This window comes from Novacetimonas hansenii, assembly GCF_014843995.1.
Classification (GTDB): domain Bacteria; phylum Pseudomonadota; class Alphaproteobacteria; order Acetobacterales; family Acetobacteraceae; genus Novacetimonas; species Novacetimonas hansenii.
Map to the genome: position 1 here is coordinate 2,617,501 of NZ_CP062147.1, position 20,476 is coordinate 2,637,976.

The 20,476-nt window shown below is 60.9% G+C and carries 21 protein-coding genes (1 of these 21 cut by a window edge); 12 read left to right on the forward strand and 9 right to left on the reverse strand.

Annotated features, from left to right (window positions below):
• The 4 genes from IFJ82_RS11415 to spt form a co-directional block, all read left to right on the forward strand.
• A protein-coding gene (locus IFJ82_RS11415; protein ID WP_192264660.1) for a sensor domain-containing protein crosses the window boundary here: on the forward strand, window positions 1-605 show its 3' portion. Its footprint begins 529 nt before the window's first position; 605 of the gene's 1,134 nt are visible here — the last part of the coding sequence; its start codon lies beyond the left edge, outside the window; its stop codon occupies window positions 603-605.
• A 53-nt stretch (window positions 606-658) separates the two neighbouring features.
• A complete protein-coding gene (locus IFJ82_RS11420) occupies window positions 659-2,395 on the forward strand; it encodes a fatty acyl-AMP ligase (protein WP_178388377.1) in 1,737 nt (578 codons plus the stop codon).
• 217 nt (window positions 2,396-2,612) lie between these two features.
• Window positions 2,613-2,864: an acyl carrier protein gene (locus IFJ82_RS11425; protein ID WP_003618505.1), complete on the forward strand. Its 252-nt coding sequence runs from the start codon at window positions 2,613-2,615 to the stop codon at window positions 2,862-2,864.
• Between the two features lie 5 nt (window positions 2,865-2,869).
• Window positions 2,870-4,081, forward strand: coding sequence for a serine palmitoyltransferase (gene spt, locus IFJ82_RS11430; RefSeq protein WP_075594923.1), 1,212 nt, complete (start codon window positions 2,870-2,872; stop codon window positions 4,079-4,081).
• Here the strand turns inward: spt and IFJ82_RS11435 are convergent.
• Both IFJ82_RS11435 and IFJ82_RS11440 read right to left on the reverse strand, forming a co-directional pair.
• A complete protein-coding gene (locus IFJ82_RS11435; protein ID WP_192264662.1) occupies window positions 4,056-5,042 on the reverse strand; it encodes a hypothetical protein in 987 nt (328 codons plus the stop codon). The genes spt and IFJ82_RS11435 overlap by 26 nt on opposite strands.
• 7 nt (window positions 5,043-5,049) lie before the next feature.
• A complete protein-coding gene (locus IFJ82_RS11440) occupies window positions 5,050-5,973 on the reverse strand; it encodes a diacylglycerol kinase (RefSeq protein ID WP_003618500.1) in 924 nt (307 codons plus the stop codon).
• 256 nt (window positions 5,974-6,229) lie between these two features.
• On the opposite strand from IFJ82_RS11440, the gene IFJ82_RS11445 reads away from it, so the two are divergent.
• The 8 genes from IFJ82_RS11445 to IFJ82_RS11480 all read left to right on the forward strand — a co-directional run bounded on the left by IFJ82_RS11445 (window position 6,230) and on the right by IFJ82_RS11480 (window position 13,781).
• Window positions 6,230-7,141 (forward strand): metallophosphoesterase family protein, encoded by a 912-nt coding sequence (locus IFJ82_RS11445; RefSeq protein ID WP_075624449.1) that lies wholly within the window; start codon window positions 6,230-6,232, stop codon window positions 7,139-7,141.
• Entirely contained in the window at window positions 7,141-8,379 is a 1,239-nt protein-coding gene (locus tag IFJ82_RS11450; RefSeq protein WP_048858922.1) for an LptF/LptG family permease, read from the forward strand. The genes IFJ82_RS11445 and IFJ82_RS11450 overlap by 1 nt, the downstream gene beginning before the upstream one ends.
• Complete coding sequence (locus IFJ82_RS11455) at window positions 8,376-9,494, forward strand: LptF/LptG family permease (RefSeq protein WP_192264664.1); 1,119 nt, start codon at window positions 8,376-8,378, stop codon at window positions 9,492-9,494. The genes IFJ82_RS11450 and IFJ82_RS11455 overlap by 4 nt, the downstream gene beginning before the upstream one ends.
• Window positions 9,491-10,273, forward strand: coding sequence for a sterol desaturase family protein (locus IFJ82_RS11460; RefSeq protein WP_003618490.1), 783 nt, complete (start codon window positions 9,491-9,493; stop codon window positions 10,271-10,273). The genes IFJ82_RS11455 and IFJ82_RS11460 overlap by 4 nt, the downstream gene beginning before the upstream one ends.
• Window positions 10,270-11,067 carry a nucleotidyltransferase family protein gene (locus tag IFJ82_RS11465; protein WP_003618488.1) on the forward strand — a complete coding sequence of 266 codons (798 nt, stop codon included), beginning with the start codon at window positions 10,270-10,272 and terminating at the stop codon, window positions 11,065-11,067. Before IFJ82_RS11460 ends, IFJ82_RS11465 begins: the two co-directional genes overlap by 4 nt.
• A gap of 410 nt (window positions 11,068-11,477) precedes the next feature.
• Entirely contained in the window at window positions 11,478-12,008 is a 531-nt protein-coding gene (locus IFJ82_RS11470) for an MmcB family DNA repair protein (protein WP_408887659.1), read from the forward strand.
• Between the two features lie 52 nt (window positions 12,009-12,060).
• A complete protein-coding gene (locus IFJ82_RS11475) occupies window positions 12,061-12,849 on the forward strand; it encodes an inositol monophosphatase family protein (protein WP_048859330.1) in 789 nt (262 codons plus the stop codon).
• A 152-nt stretch (window positions 12,850-13,001) separates the two neighbouring features.
• The gene (locus IFJ82_RS11480; RefSeq protein WP_075595023.1) at window positions 13,002-13,781 is read left to right on the forward strand and encodes a lipid-binding SYLF domain-containing protein; all 780 of its coding nucleotides are present in this window, start codon (window positions 13,002-13,004) and stop codon (window positions 13,779-13,781) included.
• Window positions 13,782-13,908: 127 nt separating this feature from the next.
• Here the strand turns inward: IFJ82_RS11480 and mltG are convergent, their stop codons facing one another.
• The 7 genes from mltG to IFJ82_RS11515 all read right to left on the reverse strand — a co-directional run bounded on the left by mltG (window position 13,909) and on the right by IFJ82_RS11515 (window position 20,474).
• On the reverse strand, window positions 13,909-14,898 hold the full coding sequence (gene mltG / locus IFJ82_RS11485; RefSeq protein ID WP_192264666.1) for an endolytic transglycosylase MltG: 990 nt from the start codon (window positions 14,896-14,898) through the stop codon (window positions 13,909-13,911).
• A 51-nt stretch (window positions 14,899-14,949) separates the two neighbouring features.
• On the reverse strand, window positions 14,950-16,182 hold the full coding sequence (gene fabF / locus IFJ82_RS11490) for a beta-ketoacyl-ACP synthase II (RefSeq protein WP_048859332.1): 1,233 nt from the start codon (window positions 16,180-16,182) through the stop codon (window positions 14,950-14,952).
• Between the two features lie 126 nt (window positions 16,183-16,308).
• Complete coding sequence (locus IFJ82_RS11495) at window positions 16,309-16,548, reverse strand: acyl carrier protein (RefSeq protein WP_003618476.1); 240 nt, start codon at window positions 16,546-16,548, stop codon at window positions 16,309-16,311.
• A gap of 269 nt (window positions 16,549-16,817) precedes the next feature.
• On the reverse strand, window positions 16,818-17,579 hold the full coding sequence (gene fabG, locus IFJ82_RS11500) for a 3-oxoacyl-[acyl-carrier-protein] reductase (RefSeq protein ID WP_003618465.1): 762 nt from the start codon (window positions 17,577-17,579) through the stop codon (window positions 16,818-16,820).
• 71 nt (window positions 17,580-17,650) lie between these two features.
• A complete protein-coding gene (gene fabD / locus IFJ82_RS11505; RefSeq protein ID WP_003618464.1) occupies window positions 17,651-18,571 on the reverse strand; it encodes an ACP S-malonyltransferase in 921 nt (306 codons plus the stop codon).
• A 116-nt stretch (window positions 18,572-18,687) separates the two neighbouring features.
• Window positions 18,688-19,215: a YdcF family protein gene (locus tag IFJ82_RS11510; RefSeq protein WP_192264668.1), complete on the reverse strand. Its 528-nt coding sequence runs from the start codon at window positions 19,213-19,215 to the stop codon at window positions 18,688-18,690.
• Window positions 19,215-20,474, reverse strand: a complete 1,260-nt coding sequence (locus IFJ82_RS11515) for a class I SAM-dependent methyltransferase (RefSeq protein WP_225578850.1) — start codon at window positions 20,472-20,474, stop codon at window positions 19,215-19,217. The genes IFJ82_RS11510 and IFJ82_RS11515 overlap by 1 nt, the downstream gene beginning before the upstream one ends.
• Between the last annotated feature and the right edge of the window lie 2 nt (window positions 20,475-20,476).

Below are 20,476 nucleotides of genomic sequence, written 5' to 3' on the forward strand. Positions count from 1 at the left end.
TGGTGCAGCGCATGAATATTCATCGTGCTCGACTGTTCCAGAATGACCGCCCGACCATCCTGTATAACCCGCATTTCAGTCGCCACTTGTCATCATTCCCGAAATTCGGCATTCAGATACTCGATTATTTTGCGCGACAGCAGAAATACAATCTGGTTTTCGCTCCGCACTACAGGTTGTTCGACAGCCACCGTACCCAGGCACAACGGCTGTTCCATCCCTACCGAAACTGCGGGCATATGTTGTTTGATCCTGGTAGCGAGAAAAGCATCGACATGACCTATACCATGGGGTCTGACCTATATATGGGTGACGTCAGCAGTCAGGTTGCAGAGTTCCTGACCACGCCACGCCCATGCCTGTTCGTTGATGCCCATGCGACCCAGTGGCGTGACAACCCGAACTATACGAGCTGGTCGCTGGGGAACGTGATCCATTCAGTCACGGACCTGGACCATGAAATCGACAGGGCGTTTACAATGCAGACCCAATTCCTAGACCGGCAGAAATCATATATACATGACACGTTCGGCCATGCCGTACCGGGACCGAGCGCCGCGACTGCTGCGAATTCAATCATTGACTTTCTAAGGGCAAATGATTGATGACCGCGTTTTCTTCATTCCAAGTCCTGCCCGTGGAAGTCACATTACCGGAAATGACACGTCTCCCGACCCCTACAGATTCTGGCCAGCCGCGACGCTACGGCGATTTCGATACCTTCCTGCAGGCGCTTGATTACGCCGCGGAAGGCGAAAGCGGTTTCAATATCTACTCGGGCCGGGGTGAACTGCTAGAGGCACTTCCTTACCGCACCTTGCGCGAGCAGTCCCGCCAGGTCGCACAGCGCCTTTTGTCGCGGGGACTGCGGCCGGGGGACCGGGTTGCAATCGTTGCGGAAAGCGATGGGGATTTCGCGCGCATCTTCTTTGGTTGCCAGTATGCCGGCCTGATCCCGGCCCCGCTGCCGTTGCCCGTGGCATTTGGCGGGCGCGAAGGGTATGTCGCAACCCTGCGTGGTATGGTGGCAAGCGCGGATGCATCCGCACTGGTCATCGCCTCCATCATCGCCTCGTGGAAGGACGAGCTGGTCGAAGGGTTAGACCTGCGTTTCGCCGGTGTCCCCGAGGATCTGCTGGCCACGCCGATCACCGTGACCGACCTGCCAGAAGTCAGGGCTGACGATATTTCCTACCTGCAGTTTTCATCGGGCAGCACACGCTTTCCCATGGGGATCGCGGTCACGCAGCGTTCTGGCATGGCAAATGCGCATGCCATCGCGCTGAATGGCCTGAAAGTGCGTGAAACCGGGGACCGCTGCGTTTCATGGCTGCCCCTCTATCATGACATGGGGCTGGTCGGGTTCTTTCTGACCCCCATGACGTGCCAGTTGAGCGTTGACCTGCTGCCGACACGTGAATTCGCACGTCGCCCCCATGTCTGGCTGGACCTGATCAGCCGTAATCGCGGCACGATTTCCTACAGCCCGTCCTTTGGTTACGAACTGTGCGCACGGCGGGCGACCTCCATCTCACTCGACCTGTCGTGCTGGCGGGTGGCGGGCATTGGCGGTGACATGATCCGCTATCACATCCTGGAAGATTTTGCGGAACGTTTCGCCGCCTCCGGCTTTGACAGTCGCGCCTTTACCGCAAGCTATGGCATGGCGGAAACAACCCTTGCCATCAGTTTCGTCCCGCTTGGTTCGGGTATCCAGACCGATACGATCGACCTGCGCATCCTGGAAACGCAGGACATTGCCTCCCCTTCCAATGACCCGTCACAGATGCTGCGCACCTTCGTCATCTGTGGGGAGGTCCTGCCCGGTCACGAGCTTGAGATCCGCGACAGCGACGGCAAGGTCGTCAAGGACAGGCAGCTTGGGACAATCTTTGTGCGTGGCCCCAGCCTGATGCAGGGCTATTTCCGTCAACCGCAGGAAACGGCCAAGGTCGTTGATGCCGACGGGTGGCTTAATACAGGCGACCTTGGCTATATGCTGGACGGACAAGTGGTCATCACCGGCCGCGCCAAGGACCTGATCATCATCAATGGCCGCAATATCTGGCCGCAGGACCTGGAATGGTCAGCCGAAACGGAAATCGCCTCCCTGCGCAGTCGTGACGTCGCGGTCTTTTCCGTGGATGAAAGCGAAGGGGAAAAGATCGTTGCCCTGGTCCAGTGCCGCGCCACGACCCCCGAAGCGCGCGAAACCCTGCGCAATGAGACCGCCAGCCTGTTCCGGCGCCAGCACGGCGTCGATGTTTCGGTCATCCTTGTGCCGCCCCACACCCTGCCGCAGACGTCTTCGGGCAAGCTGACACGCGCACGGGCAAAGGCAATGCTGCTGTCAGGGGCGTTCAAACCGATCGACACCACCATTTCCGTGGCCTGAGCCCATATCCGTTCCCGTCATGTGGCGGGAACGGATGCGCGGCTGACAGGTTAAAGCGGCACTGGTCAAAATACCGCTTTTCAATCATAAGGGGTTCCTTCATGGGGGGACACCATCTGGCGCGGCCCCCTGTTCCGGAAACCCCCGGACTCTGGCAACGACACGCTGACCCCCTTTTCGGTGATATCCGGCAGGGTCATGCCATAAGGATGTAATAATGAGTGAAACGGTAGCGGACGTCTCGGCCATCATTGTGCAGACACTGCTGGCGAACCCCAAGGTTCCCCGTGATATCAATGGCGGCAGCAAGATCGTCGAGGATCTGGCTTTCGATTCACTGGCCGTCATGAATTTCGTCATGGAAATCGAGGACAAGCTCGACGTCTCCGTCCCCCTCGACCGGCTGGCGGATATCCGCACGATTGATGATCTGGCCGCCTGTATCGTTTCCCTCAAACAGGCGTCCTGATTCGCATGTCCATTTTTTCGAAATATGAGGGGCTGTCGCGTTCGCTTTCCGCCGTGACAGCCGGGGGTGGGCGCAACCCGTTTGACGTGGTGATCGAACGCCCGATTTCCTCCACCGTGGGGCTGATCGAGGGACGTGAAACCCTACTGTTCGGCACCAACAACTATCTTGGCCTCAGCCAGTCACCCGCCGCGATCGAAGCCGCCGTCGAAGCCGCACGTAAATATGGGGTCGGCACGACCGGATCGCGCATCGCGAACGGCACGCAGGGACTGCATCGCCAGCTTGAAGCCCGGCTTGCGGCATTTTTCCGCCGTCGCCACTGCATGGTGTTCTCAACGGGGTACCAGGCCAACCTTGGCACGATCTCCGCACTGGCGGGCAAGGATGATTACCTGCTGCTTGATGCCGACAGCCATGCCAGCATCTATGACGGCAGCCGCCTTGGCCATGCGCAGGTCATCCGTTTCCGCCACAACGACGCCGATGACCTGCGCAAGCGGCTGCGTCGCCTTGATGGTACTCCCGGCGCCAAGCTTATCGTGGTGGAGGGGATCTATTCCATGATGGGCGATGTCGTGCCAATGGCAGAATTCGCACAGGTCAAGCGTGAAACCGGGGCATGGCTGCTGGCCGACGAAGCACATTCCGTGGGCGTCATGGGCGAACATGGGCGTGGCGTGGCCGAAGCCGACGGCGTGGAAGACGACATTGATTTCGTTGTCGGCACCTTTTCCAAGAGCCTTGGGACCGTCGGCGGTTACTGCGTCTCCAACCATGACGGGCTGGACCTGATCCGGCTGTGTTCGCGGCCTTACATGTTCACCGCCTCCCTGCCGCCGGAAGTTATCGCCGCAACCATGGCGGCACTTGATGAACTGGAAAACCGGCCGGAACTGCGCCATCAACTGATGGACAATGCCCGTCGCCTGCATGCTGGGCTGAACGCCGCTGGCCTGCGGACTGGGCCGCAGGCCAGCCCGGTTGTGTCCGTCATCCTTGATGATGTGGAACAGGCCGTCACGTTCTGGAACCGGCTGCTGGACCTTGGGGTTTACGTCAACCTCAGCCTGCCCCCCGCGACGCCGGACCAGCATCCGTTGCTGCGCACCTCCGTCATGGCGACGCATACGCCTGCACAGGTCGATCAGGCCGTCAGTGTTTTCGCCGCCGTGGCCGGGGAACTGGGCATCAATCGCGCACCTGTTTCCGCCTGAAGAACCCTGCCTGTCGCAACGACCATAACAGATGCGGCAGGCAGATCAGGGGGTGACGTTCGGCAAAGGGTGACAGCGGCAGGTCTATGCCGGAATGCCGCTTGATTTTCCACGCGATGTAACGCGCGCCACCGGAAAATGTGAACGTTCCTTTTGCAAGGCGGGCGATATTCAGCGGCTGCCCCATTTTCTGGCGCAACCACCAGCCATCCAGCATTCCCCTGCGCCAGGCCTCATCCACCTGTGGCACAAGCACATCGCCCTGCACCATAAAAGGCAGCCCATCAGCACGCCACGCAGCGGCAAGCAGCGCGCGGTAACGTACCTCATGCCCCTGCACGATGGCACGTGGGCGTTTACGGTTATTTTCGACACGCAATTCCGCGCCATAGGTATTTGAAAACAGCGCGTTCCAGAACTCTTCGGGCTGCCCCCGCCGGGGACCAAGCGCCATGGCCCAGCGCGCGGCCATCGCCACGGCGCGAATCAGGCAGGCCAGGATGGTATCGGCGGCCACCGCATCGCGCACCCAGACCAGACGCACCGGCTGACAGAAACGCGCCCATATGGTGGTATCCAGCGTTCCCCGCCCGGTCATCTGCCGAAATTGCGCCAGCGTCAGGATCGCGACCTTCGCACGCACCATCCGTCCATCCACCAGCCGTTCATGATATTCCACATTGGGTGGTAAAAGCCGGTTGGCCGTACGCGCCCAGCCCCCGGCGGGCCAATCGGACAGATGTTCGACGATGATATAGAAATCCAGTATCCCATCCATATCCGGCTGTCGCAGGGCGGACCCATAAAACAGCACCCCCAGCGGCCGCGACGGGCCAATCATGGCGGTAACAAAGGATGTAATATCAGGCGCGACCGGCTGGATCAGTTCGGACACCAGCAGATGCGCGATTTCGCCAGCAGCACCAGCATCAGGGGGGCTGGATGTCTGTTGTGGGATCATTTTTCCCTCATGCCTGGATAAAGTCGATGGGAGGCGTGGCGGACAGATAGGTCACGCCATCGGGGCCGGAATCCATGACTTCACCATCAAGCACGAAATCCTCCTTCATCTCCAGCCGTATCCGCCGTGCGCAACCACTGTCATACGCAGCATTACGCCGCAGCCACGTCGGCACACGCCCACGCAGCAGCGACATCACAGCCCCCGTCAGGCGCGGTGGGCCCCCTGCCACATCAAGGTACCAGATACCGTCACCATGCGAATCATGCCCCTGCCCCTGCCCCTGCCCCTGCCAGAACGGCCACACACCGTGCGGCAATTTCTGCAATGTCGTCGCCAGAAACAAAAAGCACGCGCCATTACGCCTTGGGATATCCTCCACCGTGACGGCGACCTGATCTCCATGCAGCCATTCCTGCCGGGAACGGCGCGAGAGCAGGTGCGCGATGGAGGAACAAAGCGTCACAATCACCGCCATTTCATGTGAATACCGATCAAGGATCGCAGGCTGGTGCGCCAGTTCGATACCACGCCGGAATGCGCCCCCCCCGTGAAACATACCCACGACAGGCAGGCGTTGCGGATCGCTCCAACTGACGACAAGACCACGGCGACGACGGATATTGCGCCGCATATCACCCCCTGCCGCAAGGTGGTTGAGCCGTGATAGCGCCTCCATCCCACGCAGGCCGAATCCCACGTCGCCCGCGATCAGGTTCGTATTTCCCGAAGGCAGGATCGCGATTGCGGGAAGGTTGTCCGGACGATAGTAATGATGGACCGCGCTGAGTACATGACTCAGGGTGCCGTCCCCCCCATCTACGACGATGCATTGCACATTGCGCCGGGCAAGGTCGGCCACGGTATTTACCAGTTCGTCAGGCGCCCGCGGTGTAAGGAAATTGTCACCCAGCGACTGCCGGGCCATCATGCTGTAATGTTCATTCCCGCTTCGATTCCGCCGACTGCGCGGATTATGGATAATGACGAAGCGTGGTGTCACGGGTGATCCCAATCGTATAGAAATTTGACGTACGGGTCATAAGCAACCATCTGCCTTTTATTGCAAGGCAGGAAAACCCGCCCTTCTCGACATATATCACGTCGGGATGGCGTGTCCCGGTCATCGCAAAGCCTGCAAAGCCGCCATTCTGGCGCATCCAGACGCATCCAGGGGAAAGTGCCTTTTGACCGATATTCTAATTGCACATGCCTCCGATCCGCATCTGGCAATCGACACATTGCGCATCCGTGCGGGGGATCTCCTGAACAAGCGGGTGCTGAGTTACCTGTCATGGCAACGCAGGCGGCGTATCCACCGCACGGCCGCCCTGCAACGTGTCATGGAAGATATTGCGGCCCATAACGTCGATATGCTGGCCCTGACCGGGGACCTGACCAATCTGGGCCTGCCTGACGAGTGCGCGCAGGCGGAAGGGTGGCTGTCACGCCTGCCGATGCCGGTCACGGTGGTGCCTGGCAATCATGATGCGCTGGTCAGCAGTGACTGGCACGCCACCATCGGCCGGTGGAGCCCCTGGATGGGCCCCCTTCCCTTTCCGTTCGTCCGTCGGGTCGGGCCTGTCGCCCTGATCGGCCTCAATTCCGCCCATCCCACCCCGTGCTTCAACGCATCGGGCGACATTGGCGCGCATCAGGCCGCACGGCTTGCCGCCGTGCTGGAGGAAACCGGCCAACAGGGGCTATGCCGCGTGATCATGATCCACCATCCGCCGCTGGCGCACCTGACATCGCGGCGCAAGTCCCTGCGGGATGCCGGCAGGTTTGGCGCATGTATCGCACAACATGGTGCGGAACTGGTCCTGCATGGCCATACCCATGTCTCCACGCTTGCCACACTCCCGGGCCGCAATGGCCCGGTGCCTGTCATGGGCGTGGCGTCCGCATCCACCGATACGTCAGACCCTGCACGCGCGGCATCATGGAATCTGGTGCATGTCTCCTCCTTTATGACGGGCTATCGTATGGAAATCACACGCAGGATCATGCTGCCCGATGGAAAGGCCACCACCACGCCACCGATTATTTTCACCTTCGCTGCTTCATCACCGGCCCTTTCGGGTATAAGCACGCCCTGATGAACCTTCCTCCGTCCATGCGCCGTGGTTTCCGGGGACTGATGCCCGGAACGCTGGATCATTACCTGCTGCAGCAGGTCACCCCGCCATTTTCCATCTCGCTGGGCGTGGTGATGGCGGCGTTGCTGCTGGAACGGCTTCTGGCGCTGTTCAACCTGCTGGCGTCCAACGGCAGTTCGATGAAGACGTTCGTATCACTGCTGACGGACCTTGTGCCCCATTATCTCGGCCTTGCGCTGCCAGCGGCCATGTGCGTCAGCGTGTTTTCCGTTATCCGCCGGATGAGCCAGAACCACGAAATCGACGCCCTGATGGCCAGTGGCGTGTCGATGTTCCGCATTGCGCGGCCTTTCATCGTCGTGGGGGCCATCCTCGGTGTGCTCAGCTTTTCGCTCTATGGGTTCATACAGCCTTATGCCCGTTACAATTACCGCTCGGCCCTATATTTCGCCAGCCATAGTGGCTGGGCCCCCCACCTGCAATCGCACATGTTCGCCGCCCCGTCACACGACCTGATGCTGACGGCGGAAAAGGTCGATGATGCGGGATCACGGATGTTCAAGGTCTTCATCCGTGACAACAGCAACCATGACCTGACGCGTTATATCACCGCACGTAAGGGATATCTTTACATCCCCAATGATGAAGACAAGATCCGCCTTGACCTGATCGACGGGACCATCATTACCGACCGGCATGACAAAAGCCCGAGCGTCATCCATTTCGACCATACGACGGAACTGTTTTCCCCGCATGCGCAACTGGACAAGCTGAAGGCATATCGCACGCGTGGGCAGACGGAACGTGAACTGACGCTGCCTGAACTGTATCGTGGCATCCGTCATGGCATGCCGGGCATCAAGCATTCCTATCTTGTCGCTGAACTGCATTTCCGCCTTGCGCGGACGCTGGCGATCCCGTTCATCCCGCTGCTTGCCTGCGCACTGGCGGTTATGGCGAAACGACAGAAACGCAGCCTTGGCCTGCCCATCGCGGCCATCGCGCTGGTCGGGTTCGACCATACCCTGCAAATGGGCCTCAGCCTTGTTGCGAACGTGCATATGTCGCCATTACTGGTGATCTGGCTGCCGACACTGGTTTTTGGCATCGGCTGCGTCTGGGCGCTGATATGGCGATGTGGCGGCATTCGCATCCTGATGATGCCCGAACACCCCGCGGCCCGCCGCACATTGTCGCCTGATGGCCTGCCCGGGCGTATTCAGGATTCACATTCATGATGCGTCGGGTCATGCGCGCCCTGCTGCCTGGTGGCGGCGTCCTGGTGGGATACCTGACGCGCGAACTCCTCTCCAAGATCTTTATCACCGCCGCGGTCATCATCGCATTGATGGAAGTCCTGGCGCTGCTGGAGGAGGTCACGGAAATCATGAGCCGGCATCTCGGCCTGTCCGGGGTGCTGTATTACGCCGTGATCCGCCTGCCGCTGCTGTTTGGCAACGCCATGCCGCTTGCGGTGCTGATCGGGGCACTGATCACGCTGGTGCAGTTGACGAGTTCGAACGAGATTTCCATCATGCGGGCGGCCGGCCTCTCGACTGCGGGGCTGTTCCGCCTGTTCCTGCCCGCCGTGCTTGGCCTTGGGGTCTTATGCGTGGTGGTGGACGATCAGGTCGCCCCGCGGAGCGAGATCGCACAGGCGCGGTGGTGGAACAGCACTGCCCCCGCCCCCAACGGGGTGACGCGCGACGTCTGGTTCCGCACGGGCATGACACTGGTCAATATCGGCGGCGTTGCCCATGGCGGGCGGGAACTGCATGACGTCACCGTCTATCGCCGTGATGATGAAGGCGCCCTGCAGAAGGTCATCCACCTGCCGACAGTCCGTTATTTCATCAACCGGTGGAGCGGCGTGCCCGATCATGCGCTGACGGTCCTCAGCCCCACACGGGTGGAAGATGTCGCGTTGCAGGACGATACGCGCCTCACACTCGACTGGCCACGCGCGCTGACACCTGACGTGCTGCTGCAGATGTCGGAGAATACGCCGCTGTCAATCATGACAATGGTGCGTGTCCTGCATAATGCTTTTCCGTCAAGCCAGTCCCCGGCATTCTTCATGACCGAAATACTGGGTCGTATCATGTTACCCCTGACATTTACGGTTATGCTGTTATTGGCTATTCCTGTGGTTTATATCCCCCCCCGGGCCGGAGCACGTAGTTGGCTTCCTGTATGGTGCCTTGGGGCGGGACTGGTATTTGTCGTATTCCAGGGGTTATTGCGGGCACTGGGCAATGCCGGTACGCTTCCCTCTGTGGTGGCGGTTTTTGTCGGGATCGTAATTTTCATTCTCGGCGTTGTGGCAGTGCTATTGAGGATAGAAGAGAGATGATTACCAGCACCCTGAAGAATACATCGCTCAGGACGGGGCGCAGCTTCGACCTTGGGAAGATGAATCTTCGCCAACTGTGGATTGCCTACCTCACCTATCCGACCATTCTGCTTTATTTCGCACTGGCGCTGTGCAGCTTTGGCATCATGGTCCATACATTCGTGTCATGGCTGCCGGTCGTCATCAGCGTTTCGTCGGTTGTCCTTGTCTATCCGCTGGTCTGGTATGCCATCCACCGCTTCATCCTGCACGGACGGTTTCTGTATCGCCTGAAATGGACATCCGCCCTGTGGAAACGCATCCATTTTGACCACCATCAGGACCCGCACCTGCTTGATGTCCTGTTCGGTTCGCCCCTCAATACCATTCCCACCATCGCGATCGTCACCATTCCCATCGGCTTTGCCATCGGGCAGATCGCAGGTGCTGCCGCCGCATTCGGCGCGGGGCTTACGATCACGTGCATCTATGAATTCTTCCACTGTATCCAGCATCTTAATTACAAGCCGAGAATGTCGTGGATACAGCGTATGAAGCAGCGCCATGTGCTGCATCACTTCCACAACGAAAACGGCAATTACGGCATTACCAGCTTCATCGCCGACCGGCTTTTCCGCAGCTATTACGTTGATGCGAAAAGCTGCCGACGCAGTCCCAGCGTCTTCAACCTGGGATATGATCAGGCCGAGGCGCAACGCTACCCATGGGTCATGGACCTGACCGGTTCACCGCCACGCGACCGCCCCGATGGTGCGAATCCGAACCGGAACGCCGCATGAGCGCCACCAGTGCCGGGTTGAATGTCCTCATCCTCGCGGGGAGCAGGCGCGGCATACGCGATCCCATGGCGCAGGCTGCGGGCATTTCGCACAAGGCCATCCTGCCGGTCTGTGGCCGCCCGATGATCACGCGGGTATGTGACGCCCTGATGCAGGTACCAGGACTGGGTCGGGTTGTGGTGTGCATCGACAGCCCCGACGCCATACGCGACGCCGTCCCCCCATCCGTGACATTCATCCCCGAGGCCGCAGGCCCAAGTGCAAGCGTCATGAACGCGTTGGGCATACTCGGCGCGCCCCTTCTGGTCACGACGGCGGACCATGCCCTGCTACGTCCCGAATGGATCACGGCATTCATTGCCGATTCCACCCGCGCGAATTGTGACATGTCCGCTGGCATCGCACTGGATACGGACATCGCGCGCGACGTGCCGGACACCAAACGCACGATGATCCGTCTGGCCGATGGTGCTTTTTCGGGTTGTAACCTGTTTTTCCTGCGTACGCCTGCCGCGATGTCGGTGCTGAAACTGTGGCAGCGGCTGGAAAACGACCGCAAACATCCCCTGCGCATGGCGCGCCTTCTGGGGCTGGGGATACTCCTGCGTTTTGTCCTGCGCCGCCTGACGCGCGCGGCTGTATGCGATCGCATCGGCCATCTGACCGGCGCACGCGTTGGCCTGATCCCCATTAATGACGGTCGCGCCGCCGTGGATGTGGACAAGCCTGCCGACCTCGAACTGGTGACACGCCTGATCGGACAGGAAACCACAATCGTTCACCAAAACGTCTGAAAGACCGTTCGGAAAGGCGAAATATCGCGTTTTTAAAAGAGTGCCACCCAAATATCTTTTATCAACAGGTTGTTTTCAAACGGTTCCTTAGAGACTGTTTGAAAAGTCAGGCTCGATAACACCCTGAAATTATAAGGGTTTTTGGTGAAGCTTTTTCCAAAAAGCTTCAGAAGACGCCGCCTTTTTGAAAAAAGGCAGCACCCAAAAACTTTTCTTGTTTTTTATCAATGACTTGTTTTCAAACACTCTCTTAGAACGACAGACGGAAGACCCAGCTGAAATTAATAATTTTTGTAGGGTTGTCCCCAATAATTTCAAAAGCCCATGTCTTCAGGCGCCTTTGGGAAAAAGCCTTTCCTGACATCGAAAACTTTTCTGTATTTACACACCGTTTCCCGGGCGGGCCTTTCATGCCATCAGACACCACCATGCGCGCGCCCGATCCAGCCTTGACCACCGCCGACATACAACCCGTGATCCGGCGCGCGATTGCCCATCTGTGCGGACAGCATGACTGGGCGGTGCTGCACGAAATGCCCCTGCCAAACCGGCGGCGCGCGGATGTCATGGCCCTCAGCCCGAACGGGCAGTTCACCTGTATCGAGATCAAATCCGGATTGCCCGATTTCCGCGGCGACCTGAAATGGCCGGAATATCGCCCGTGGTGCGACGCATTCTATTTCGCGGTGCCACAGACCTTCCCACAAGAGGTTCTGCCACAGGATGTCGGCATCATGACCGTCGATGTCCCCATGATGGCTGGGTTCAGGCATATGATTGCCGATGCCGCCATCGTGCGTCCCGCCCCGCACCACCCATTACAGGCGGCACGACGGCGCAGCGTAACACACCGTTTCGCCATGCTGGCGGCGCAGAGGCTGAACCGGATGGAAGACCCCGCACTGGCCACGGTGCTACACACGGCACTACGTTCGGAATGACAGGTCCAAAACTGCCGCGCGGTAACGCAGTAAAAGTAAAAAAGGAAAGCCCATGTCCACTCCCATTCTTTACCGGTTCGAAGCCGCCCGTTCGGTCGTGCGCGACGCCGCCGCCCTTGCGATGAAAATGCGCCCTGCCCCCGGCGGCCCGCAGGCCACACAGAAGGCTGCCCAGGACTGGCTGACTGAAACCGATGGCGCAGTGGAAGCCCTGATCTCCCAGCGGATTGGCGAGATGTTTCCCGAGGATGGGTTCCAGGGCGAAGAAGAGGGACGCACCCGCACCGGCAGCCTGCGATGGGTGGTCGATCCGATTGACGGGACATCCAATTACGCGCGCGGGCGCAACCGCTGGTGCATTTCCCTTGGCCTGATGGACGGTGACACCCCCATCGCGGGCATTATCGAGGCCCCGGCCCTGGGGGAAACCTATACCGCGATACGTGGCCATGGGGCATTCCTGAACGGGCGGCGTATCCATGCTTCCCCCGTATCGGACACCGCCAGTTCCCTGATCGAGATGGGATGGAGCAACCGCGTCGGACCCGGTGTGTTCCAGCAGAAGATTGATGCCATCCTGGGCCTTGGCGCAATGCCACGTTCCGGCGGGTCCGGGGCCATTGCCCTGGCCGAAGTCGCATGTGGGCGGCAGGACGGCTATCTGGAGATGAGCATCAACCTGTGGGATGTCGCCGCCGCCCTCGTCCTGCTGGAGGAAGCGGGCGCGCGCGTGTCGCCGTTCCTGCGTGATGGCGGGTTGGAAGGGGATGCGACCATCCTTGCCGCGGCGCCGCATATTGCCGATGCACTGTCACGCGCGGTTGGCGTATCCATGGATTGATGGGCGTCGAACATTGACATAACCAACCATCATTCGGCCATGAAAGCGGGCCATGTCCCATCATGGGGTGGGACAGGCCCGTTCATGCCACGGTCCGGCACGATCGAAAGGGAGCACAAGGCGTGCGTAACGGTTTCTTCGTCAAAAGTTTAATGGCCGCAGCCCTGCTTGCGCTGCCCTGCAATGCCGCCATGGCCGCAACCGCGACCATGGAAAAGGAACAGAACCTTGTCGATAGGGCCACGCTGGCGGTACGGGACATCTTTTCCGGGGCAAAATCCACCAGCAAAATCACCCGCTACCTTGCACAGGCACGCGGCGTGATCGTATGTCCGTCCGTCTTTCGCATGTCCATCGCCTTTGGCGGCGGCAGCGGTGGATGTGTCCTGCTGACACGTGATGCGCGTGGATCATGGTCCGACCCCGCATTCTATACCATTGCAACCGCTAATTTCGGCCTGCAACTTGGCATGCAGGATGCCGAAATCATGATGTTCGTCATGACCGATAACGGTGTGCAATCGCTGCTCGACAGTCAATTCAAGTTCGGGGCCGATGCAGGGACATCCTTTGCATCCTCCGGTTCGGGAATCGAAAGTGGCACGGCAGGATCGCATAACACCGACATTATGGGCGTACAAAAATCAAAGGGCCTGTTCGCGGGCGCAGCCCTTGGCGGCTCCAAGCTGAAGGTCAACAGCCCCGCCAACCGGGCATATTACAGTCAGGTCGTCGGGCCGGAAGACATCGTGATTTCCATGCGCGTCAACAATCCGGGTGCCGACCCCCTGCGCAGCGCGCTGAGCGAGGTCCTGACAACAGCGCAGGCCAATGTCCCAGCAGGCGCCAACGCAACCACGACCAACAGCCAGCCCGTCGCCCAACCCGCACAGGCAGGACAGGTCCACAGTCAGGACCTACCCAGCCAGTAAGCAGCGGGTCAATTGGCAAAAACAGGCGTTCATGAGCGCTGCCTTCGTCGAAAGGCAGCGCCATGAAATCCCTGATTTTACATCATATCAATATGTTGCCCTGCAACGACATCGCAGGCCAGAATCTTCAGGGCCTGCCTGACATCTGATGCGCCCTGAATTCACTGACATGCCTGTTATGGTCGCCAAGGCTGCTGGCGAACTCATGCCCGCCATGACCATTGGCCACAAAATACAGCATCGTCCCGTCCGCCGGATGGGCCGCCGCCTCCAGCGCGGCAGCGCCGGGGGAACATATGGGACCGGGCGGCAACCCCGGTATGACATAGGTATTATAGGCCGTGGGCGTAATCAGATCCGTATGTGACAATGCATGCCCCAATGGGCCTGCCCCCTGGTTCAGGCCATAAACCACCGTCGGGTCCGATTGCAGCCGCATCCCCTGATGCAGGCGATTGAGAAAGACACGCGCCACCATCGGCCGTTCCTCAGGCAGGGCGGTTTCGCGTTCAACCATGGAAGCCAGAACCAGCAGCGCCTGCGGGTCCGCAATGACGGGATCGGGCACGCGCCCTTCCCATGCATGGGCCAGCGCACGCTTCATGGCGCGCTGCATACGCTCCAGCAACGCCGCACGCCCCATCCCCCATTCATAATCATAGGTCAGGGGCATCACACTCCCCTCCGCCGGAGGAATGAACGTCCCGTCCAGCGCGGGCGCATCCGACAGCAATGCCGCAATCTGCAGGGCCGAGCGTCCCTCCGGAATGGTCAGACGATGAATGACCGGTCTGCCATGACGCAATACAAACAGAACCTGCTGCATCGACGCATGGGCGGGAAAGGTAAGTTCGGCGGCATGCAGCGCCCCGTCAGGACGGGTCAGGCGTACTGCAATACGAAAGACGGGATGTGTCCATGCATCATCGGGAAAGAGGCCGGCAGCCTGAAGCGAGGCATAGGCACTGCCTTCGCCCCCCTTGGCCACCACAACCACACGCGTATCAGGCAATGGCCCAGGGCGGGTGAATACCCATGCCCCGAACCCGATACCCACCAGCCCCGACAGAACCAGAACAAGAAAAACAAGACCCAGTCCGGCCAGAACCTTACGCACGTTACCCCTTTCGCGTCATCTCCGCCCGGCAGGGCTTATCAGGCCCAGTGGTCAGACACCACGCAGGATGATGCTGGCGTTTGTCCCGCCAAAGCCGAAACTGTTGGACAGGATGGTGTCAATGCGACGTTCCTGCGCTTCATGCGCGACGCGGTCGATCACACTCTCACGCGACGGGTTGTCAAGATTGAGCGTGGGCGGCGCGACGTTATCGCGAATCGCAAGGATGGAATAAATCGCCTCCACCGCGCCAGCCGCCCCCAGCAGATGCCCGATGGCCGACTTGGTGGACGACATCGCAAGCTTGCGCCCATCATCGCCAAACAGGCGCTCAACCGCCTCAAGCTCCAGATCATCTGCCATGGTGGAGGTGCCATGTGCATTGACATACTGGATATCGGCAGGCGTCAGACCAGCACTGCGCAATGCCCCCTGCATGGCGCGGAACGCGCCATCATGGCCGGCTGCGGGCGCGGTGATGTGGTGGGCGTCGCCCGACATCCCGTATCCCACGACCTCGGCATAGATTTTTGCGCCACGTGCCTTGGCGTGTTCATATTCTTCCAGAACGACAATGCCTGCACCTTCGCCCATGACGAACCCGTCACGGTCGCGATCCCACGGGCGGGATGCCTTGGCAGGGGTGTCGTTGAAATGGGTGGACAGGGCCTTTGCGGAACAGAATCCGGCAATGCCGAGTTCACACACGGCGGCTTCCGCGCCGCCCGCGACCATGACATCGGCATCGCCCAGCATGATCATGCGCGAGGCATCGCCGATCGCATGCACACCGGTGGCGCAGGCCGTCACCACGGAATGGTTCGGCCCCTTGAAACCGTATTTGATGGAGACATGCCCCGACACAAGGTTAATCAGCGCGGAAGGAATGAAGAAGGGCGACAGGCGTCGCGCGCGACCTTCCTTTACCGTGACCGATGCCTCGTAAATGGTCTGTAGACCGCCAATCCCGGAGCCGATCATGACACCGGTGCGGCAGCGGTCTTCCTCGGACTCAGGCTTCCAGCCCGAATCCTCGACCGCCTCGGTTGCTGCCACCAGACCCAGATGGATGAAGCGATCCATCTTTTTCTGGTCCTTGACAGGAACCCAGTCAGAAAGAGTCAGGCAATTATCTTCGGTGGGCCCGGTCGGAACCTCGCCTGCGACATGCGCCGGCAATCCTGACGGATCGAACGCGGAAATGTGGCCAAAGCCGTTTTCCCCCGCCACCAGACGTGACCAGTTATGTTCAATCCCCAGCCCGAGCGGACTGACGATGCCCATACCGGTCACAACAACGCGTCGCTGCTTCGACGCCAATCCGGCAGACTGTATCAACCCGACCTGCTCCCTGAATCCAACAATACCTGACTGTTTCTTTACTCAAGCCATGAAAGCCGCAATCGCAGCTCAGGCGGCCTTCTGCTTCTCGATGTAATCAATCGCGTCCTTGACGGTCGTGATCTTTTCCGCCGCATCTTCGGGGATCTCAACGCTGAAGGCTTCCTCGAACGCCATCACCAGTTCAACGGTGTCCAGGCTGTCGGCGCCCAGATCGTCGATGAAAGAGGCGTCCGGCGTCACCTTGCTTTCGTCAACACCAAGGTGTTCGACAACGATCTTCTTAACCTTATCGGCAATTTCGCTCATCTGTCTCTGCTTCCTGTCTGCCCCTGAAGAAACGGGCGGTTCGAAACTCATTCGTCCTGGTAACGTCCCGCAAACCGGAACTGCGGGAAAAGCGTCCGGCCCGCTTCGGACGAAGCTGCGGGCGATTAGCACGGTTTGCGTGTCCCCGCCAAGGCGATCATCGCATTTCCTTGCGCCAGCGACGCATCCTGTGGGGATACGCCGCCCCGTTCACCCTTCTTTTTTGCCACTTCTGGCCCGGTGTCCAGCGAAATTCTCTACATCCCGCCTCAGGACATCGCCATGCCGCCATTGACATGCAACGTAGCGCCCGTCACCCAGGCCGCCTGTGGTGATACAAGGTACACCACCGCAGAGGCAACATCATCGGGCTGTCCCATCCGGCCCAGAGGAATCGCGGAAACCAGCTTTTCCTTCTGCGCATCAGGCAGGACATCGGTCATCGCCGTCTGGATGAAGCCCGGCGCCACCACATTGACGGTCACGCCACGCGCGCCAGCTTCCTGCGCCATGGACTTGCTCATGCCGATCATGCCTGCCTTGGCGGCGGAATAGTTCACCTGCCCCGCATTGCCCGTCACCCCGACGACAGAGGCGATATTGACGATACGCCCGCTGCGGCGACGCAGCATCCCCTTGAGCGTCGCGCGCGACAGGCGGAACGGCGCCGACAGGTCCACATCCATGACGCGGCTCCAGTCCTCGTCCTTCATGCGAATCGCAAGCGTATCGCGTGTCAGCCCGGCATTGTTGACAAGGATATCAAGCGGCGCACCGGCTTTTTCCTCTGCCGTGGCGACCAGGACATCCGCCGCCGCCGCATCCGACAGGTCGGCGGTACAGACATGCAGCCGCCCTTCATCCGTGCCTGCGTCGCGCGCGATGGACGCCGCGACATCGCGCAGGACCTGTTCACGCGTGCCAGACAGGACAACACACGCCCCCTGCCCATGCAGCGCACGTGCGATCGCACTGCCGATTCCACCCGACGCCCCGGTTACAAGCGCCACCTTTCCATCAAGCCTGAACATATGAACAGCCATTTTCCTTGCTATTGGGATGGCGGCCCGCGCACCTGCCGGGCCGCCGCAACTGGTGCGCCTCAGCGCGCTGCCAGGAAAGCCTCGACATCCGCGGGGGTTCCGACCGAACATGTCGCCACATCGCCATTGATGCGCCGCACAAGGCCAGACAGGACCTTCCCCGCGCCGATCTCCACGAAACTGTCGACGCCCATCGCAACCATTGCCTCCACACTTTCACGCCAGCGTACGGTGCCCGTGACCTGCCGCACCAGCAGGTCGCGGATGGTGGCGGGGTCCGTCACCTTCGCCGCCGTCACGTTGGCAACGACCGGGATGACGGGGGGGCGGATATCCTCACGCGCCAGCGCATCGTGCATGGCCTCGGCCGCAGGTTCCATCAGGGAGCAGTGGAAGGGCGCGGAAACCGGCAACGCCAGCGCGCGCTTGACCTTACGTGCCTTGGCAATGGCGATCGCGCGTTCAATGGCTGCACTCTCGCCCGCCACGACCACCTGGCCGCCGCCATTGTCATTGGCGATCTCGATCACCTCGTGCCGGTCGGGCCGGCCTTCTTCCTTTACAACCGCGGCTTCCTCGCAGATGGCGCGGGCCTGTTCAAGGTCAACGCCGATCAGCGCGGCCATGCCCCCCCTGCCCACAGGAACCGCCTTCTGCATGGCCTGCCCACGCACACGCAGCAGGCGTGCCGCCTGCGTCAGGCCGAATGCCCCCACCGCCGCCAGGGCGGAATATTCGCCCAGCGAATGCCCCGCCACCAACGCGACCTGCGTGCGCAGATCCACACCGCCCTCGCGCTCCAGCACACGCAGCACGGCCAGAGAAACCGCCATCAGCGCGGGCTGCGTGTTTTCCGTGCGGGTCAGCTCCTCGATCGGGCCTTCAAACATCAGTTTCGACAGATGCTGGCCCAGCGCATCGTCAACTTCCTGGAAAACTTCACGCGCGGGCGCGAACGCATCGGCAAGGTCGCGTCCCATCCCGACGGACTGGCTTCCCTGACCGGGGAAAATAAAGGCTTGCACAGGCATGGCTGTCGTGTCCCGCTTAATGTTCAAAAAATCCCTGCGGTGATGGCGGCACGACGCCCCCCCTGTCAATCATGAGGTGATGTCGCGCGTGCCCGCCGCACCAGCATCAGCAACACATCCCATGGCAGGGCCGCCCCTTCGCGCAGGCGCCAGAACCATCGTCGCGGCACCGAACGCGCGGCCGGATGCCGTGGCGGAGGAACCCGCACCACACGCCACCGCGCAAGCGCCATCAACACCATGCAGCGCGGCAGGTGATAGGCACTGCTGGCGACGGCCACCGGCCCGTCATACCCGATTGCGCGCAACAGCCGCGAACATGCCAGCACCGAGTCCAGCGTATCGCGCGCCGTCTCCTCTGGCATGATGTCCCCATCCGCCACGCCAAGCTCACGCAGCAGCCCGGCCATGACCCGTGCTTCCGACGGCAGGCCGTCACGCGGGCCGCCTGTCGGGATCAGCAGGGGATTTTCACAATCGCGCGCGAACGACGCCGCCGCCTCCACCCGCAGGCGCAACGTGCGCGAGGGTGTCCCATCCGGGCGGACCCGCGCGCCGAAGATGACAATCGGCAGGCGGCGGCCAGCCCCCATCAGCGTGGGGCGCGCAACAAGACCCGGTTCAGCCCGGACAGGGTGGTAAACATCGTGCGCCAGATGGTTGCAAACCGCGCGGCAGAGATACCGCGCGTTTCCATGATGGCCGCAAGGTCGCCCACCGTGCGTTCCCCGTCGATCAACGGCAGCAGTCCGCGCGTCTGCGGCGGCACCGCGACAGGCACAACCAGCGTGCCGAACGCGAAAGGCAGCCGGTCATCAGGCCCGATCTGTTTCGCAAGTTCGACACCGGGGATTTCACGCATCACCGGCACGGCATCACCGGCCATCGGGTCCGCGCGCGTTACCGGCGTGTCGGCACGGGTGACATACACCACATGTGTGGCCATGTTGCCCGCGATGTCCTCTGCCACGGCGGCGCGCTGACGTTCGGACATATCCTTCAGGCGCGCACGCAGGCGCGGATCGGGCAGCAGCAGCGCCGGATCGTAACGCAGTGGTTCCATCAGGCATGCAACCGCCAGCCCCGCCCGGTCCAGCAGGCCAAACAGCGCCGTGACGTCATACGCCCTGTCACGTGGATTGAGCAGCAGGTCATAAAGCCCGGCATCCCCGCCCGTCAGATGATCGCCAAAGTTGGTGTTGTGGCGCAGCCATGCGGTTGTCGGCAGATGGCGCATGACCCGCCGCGCCACATCCAGCCTGCGCGCGGGTGCTTCCTCCAACGGGGCCAGGCGCGCCAATGCGTCTTGCAGCATATACACGCCGGTCCTGCCATAAGGCGCATAGACCATAAGCCCCATGCCGCCCCCCGGCGCCAGCATCCGCGCAAGGCATGACAGCACCGCATCGGGGTCCGGCAAATGATGCAGCACCCCACAGCAGTCGATGTAATCGAACAGGCCAAGGTCCAGCGCATCCAGATGCGTCAGGTCCCCCGGCACGAAACGGATATTGTCCAGCCCACGCGCCTGCGCGCGGTCACGCGCGATGCGCAGGGCGTGTTCCGAACGATCGACGCACACGACCTCGCCCGGGCGTTCATCACGCGACATGTGGGTGGCCAGCATGATGGCCCCATCCCCCGTGCCACACCCCGCGACCAGCGCACGCAATGGCTGCGAACGCGCGCGGGTCGCACCAAACACCCAGTAGTCGATTTCACGCAGATGGCTGGGGCTGCCGATCAGCAGCCGCCGCGTCTCGTCCCGCGGGTCACGCTCGGGATAGGGATAGGCCTCGTACTGGGCCGCCAGCCCCCCGTCGCGCGCATCGCCACCGCCGGTCACCTCCATCC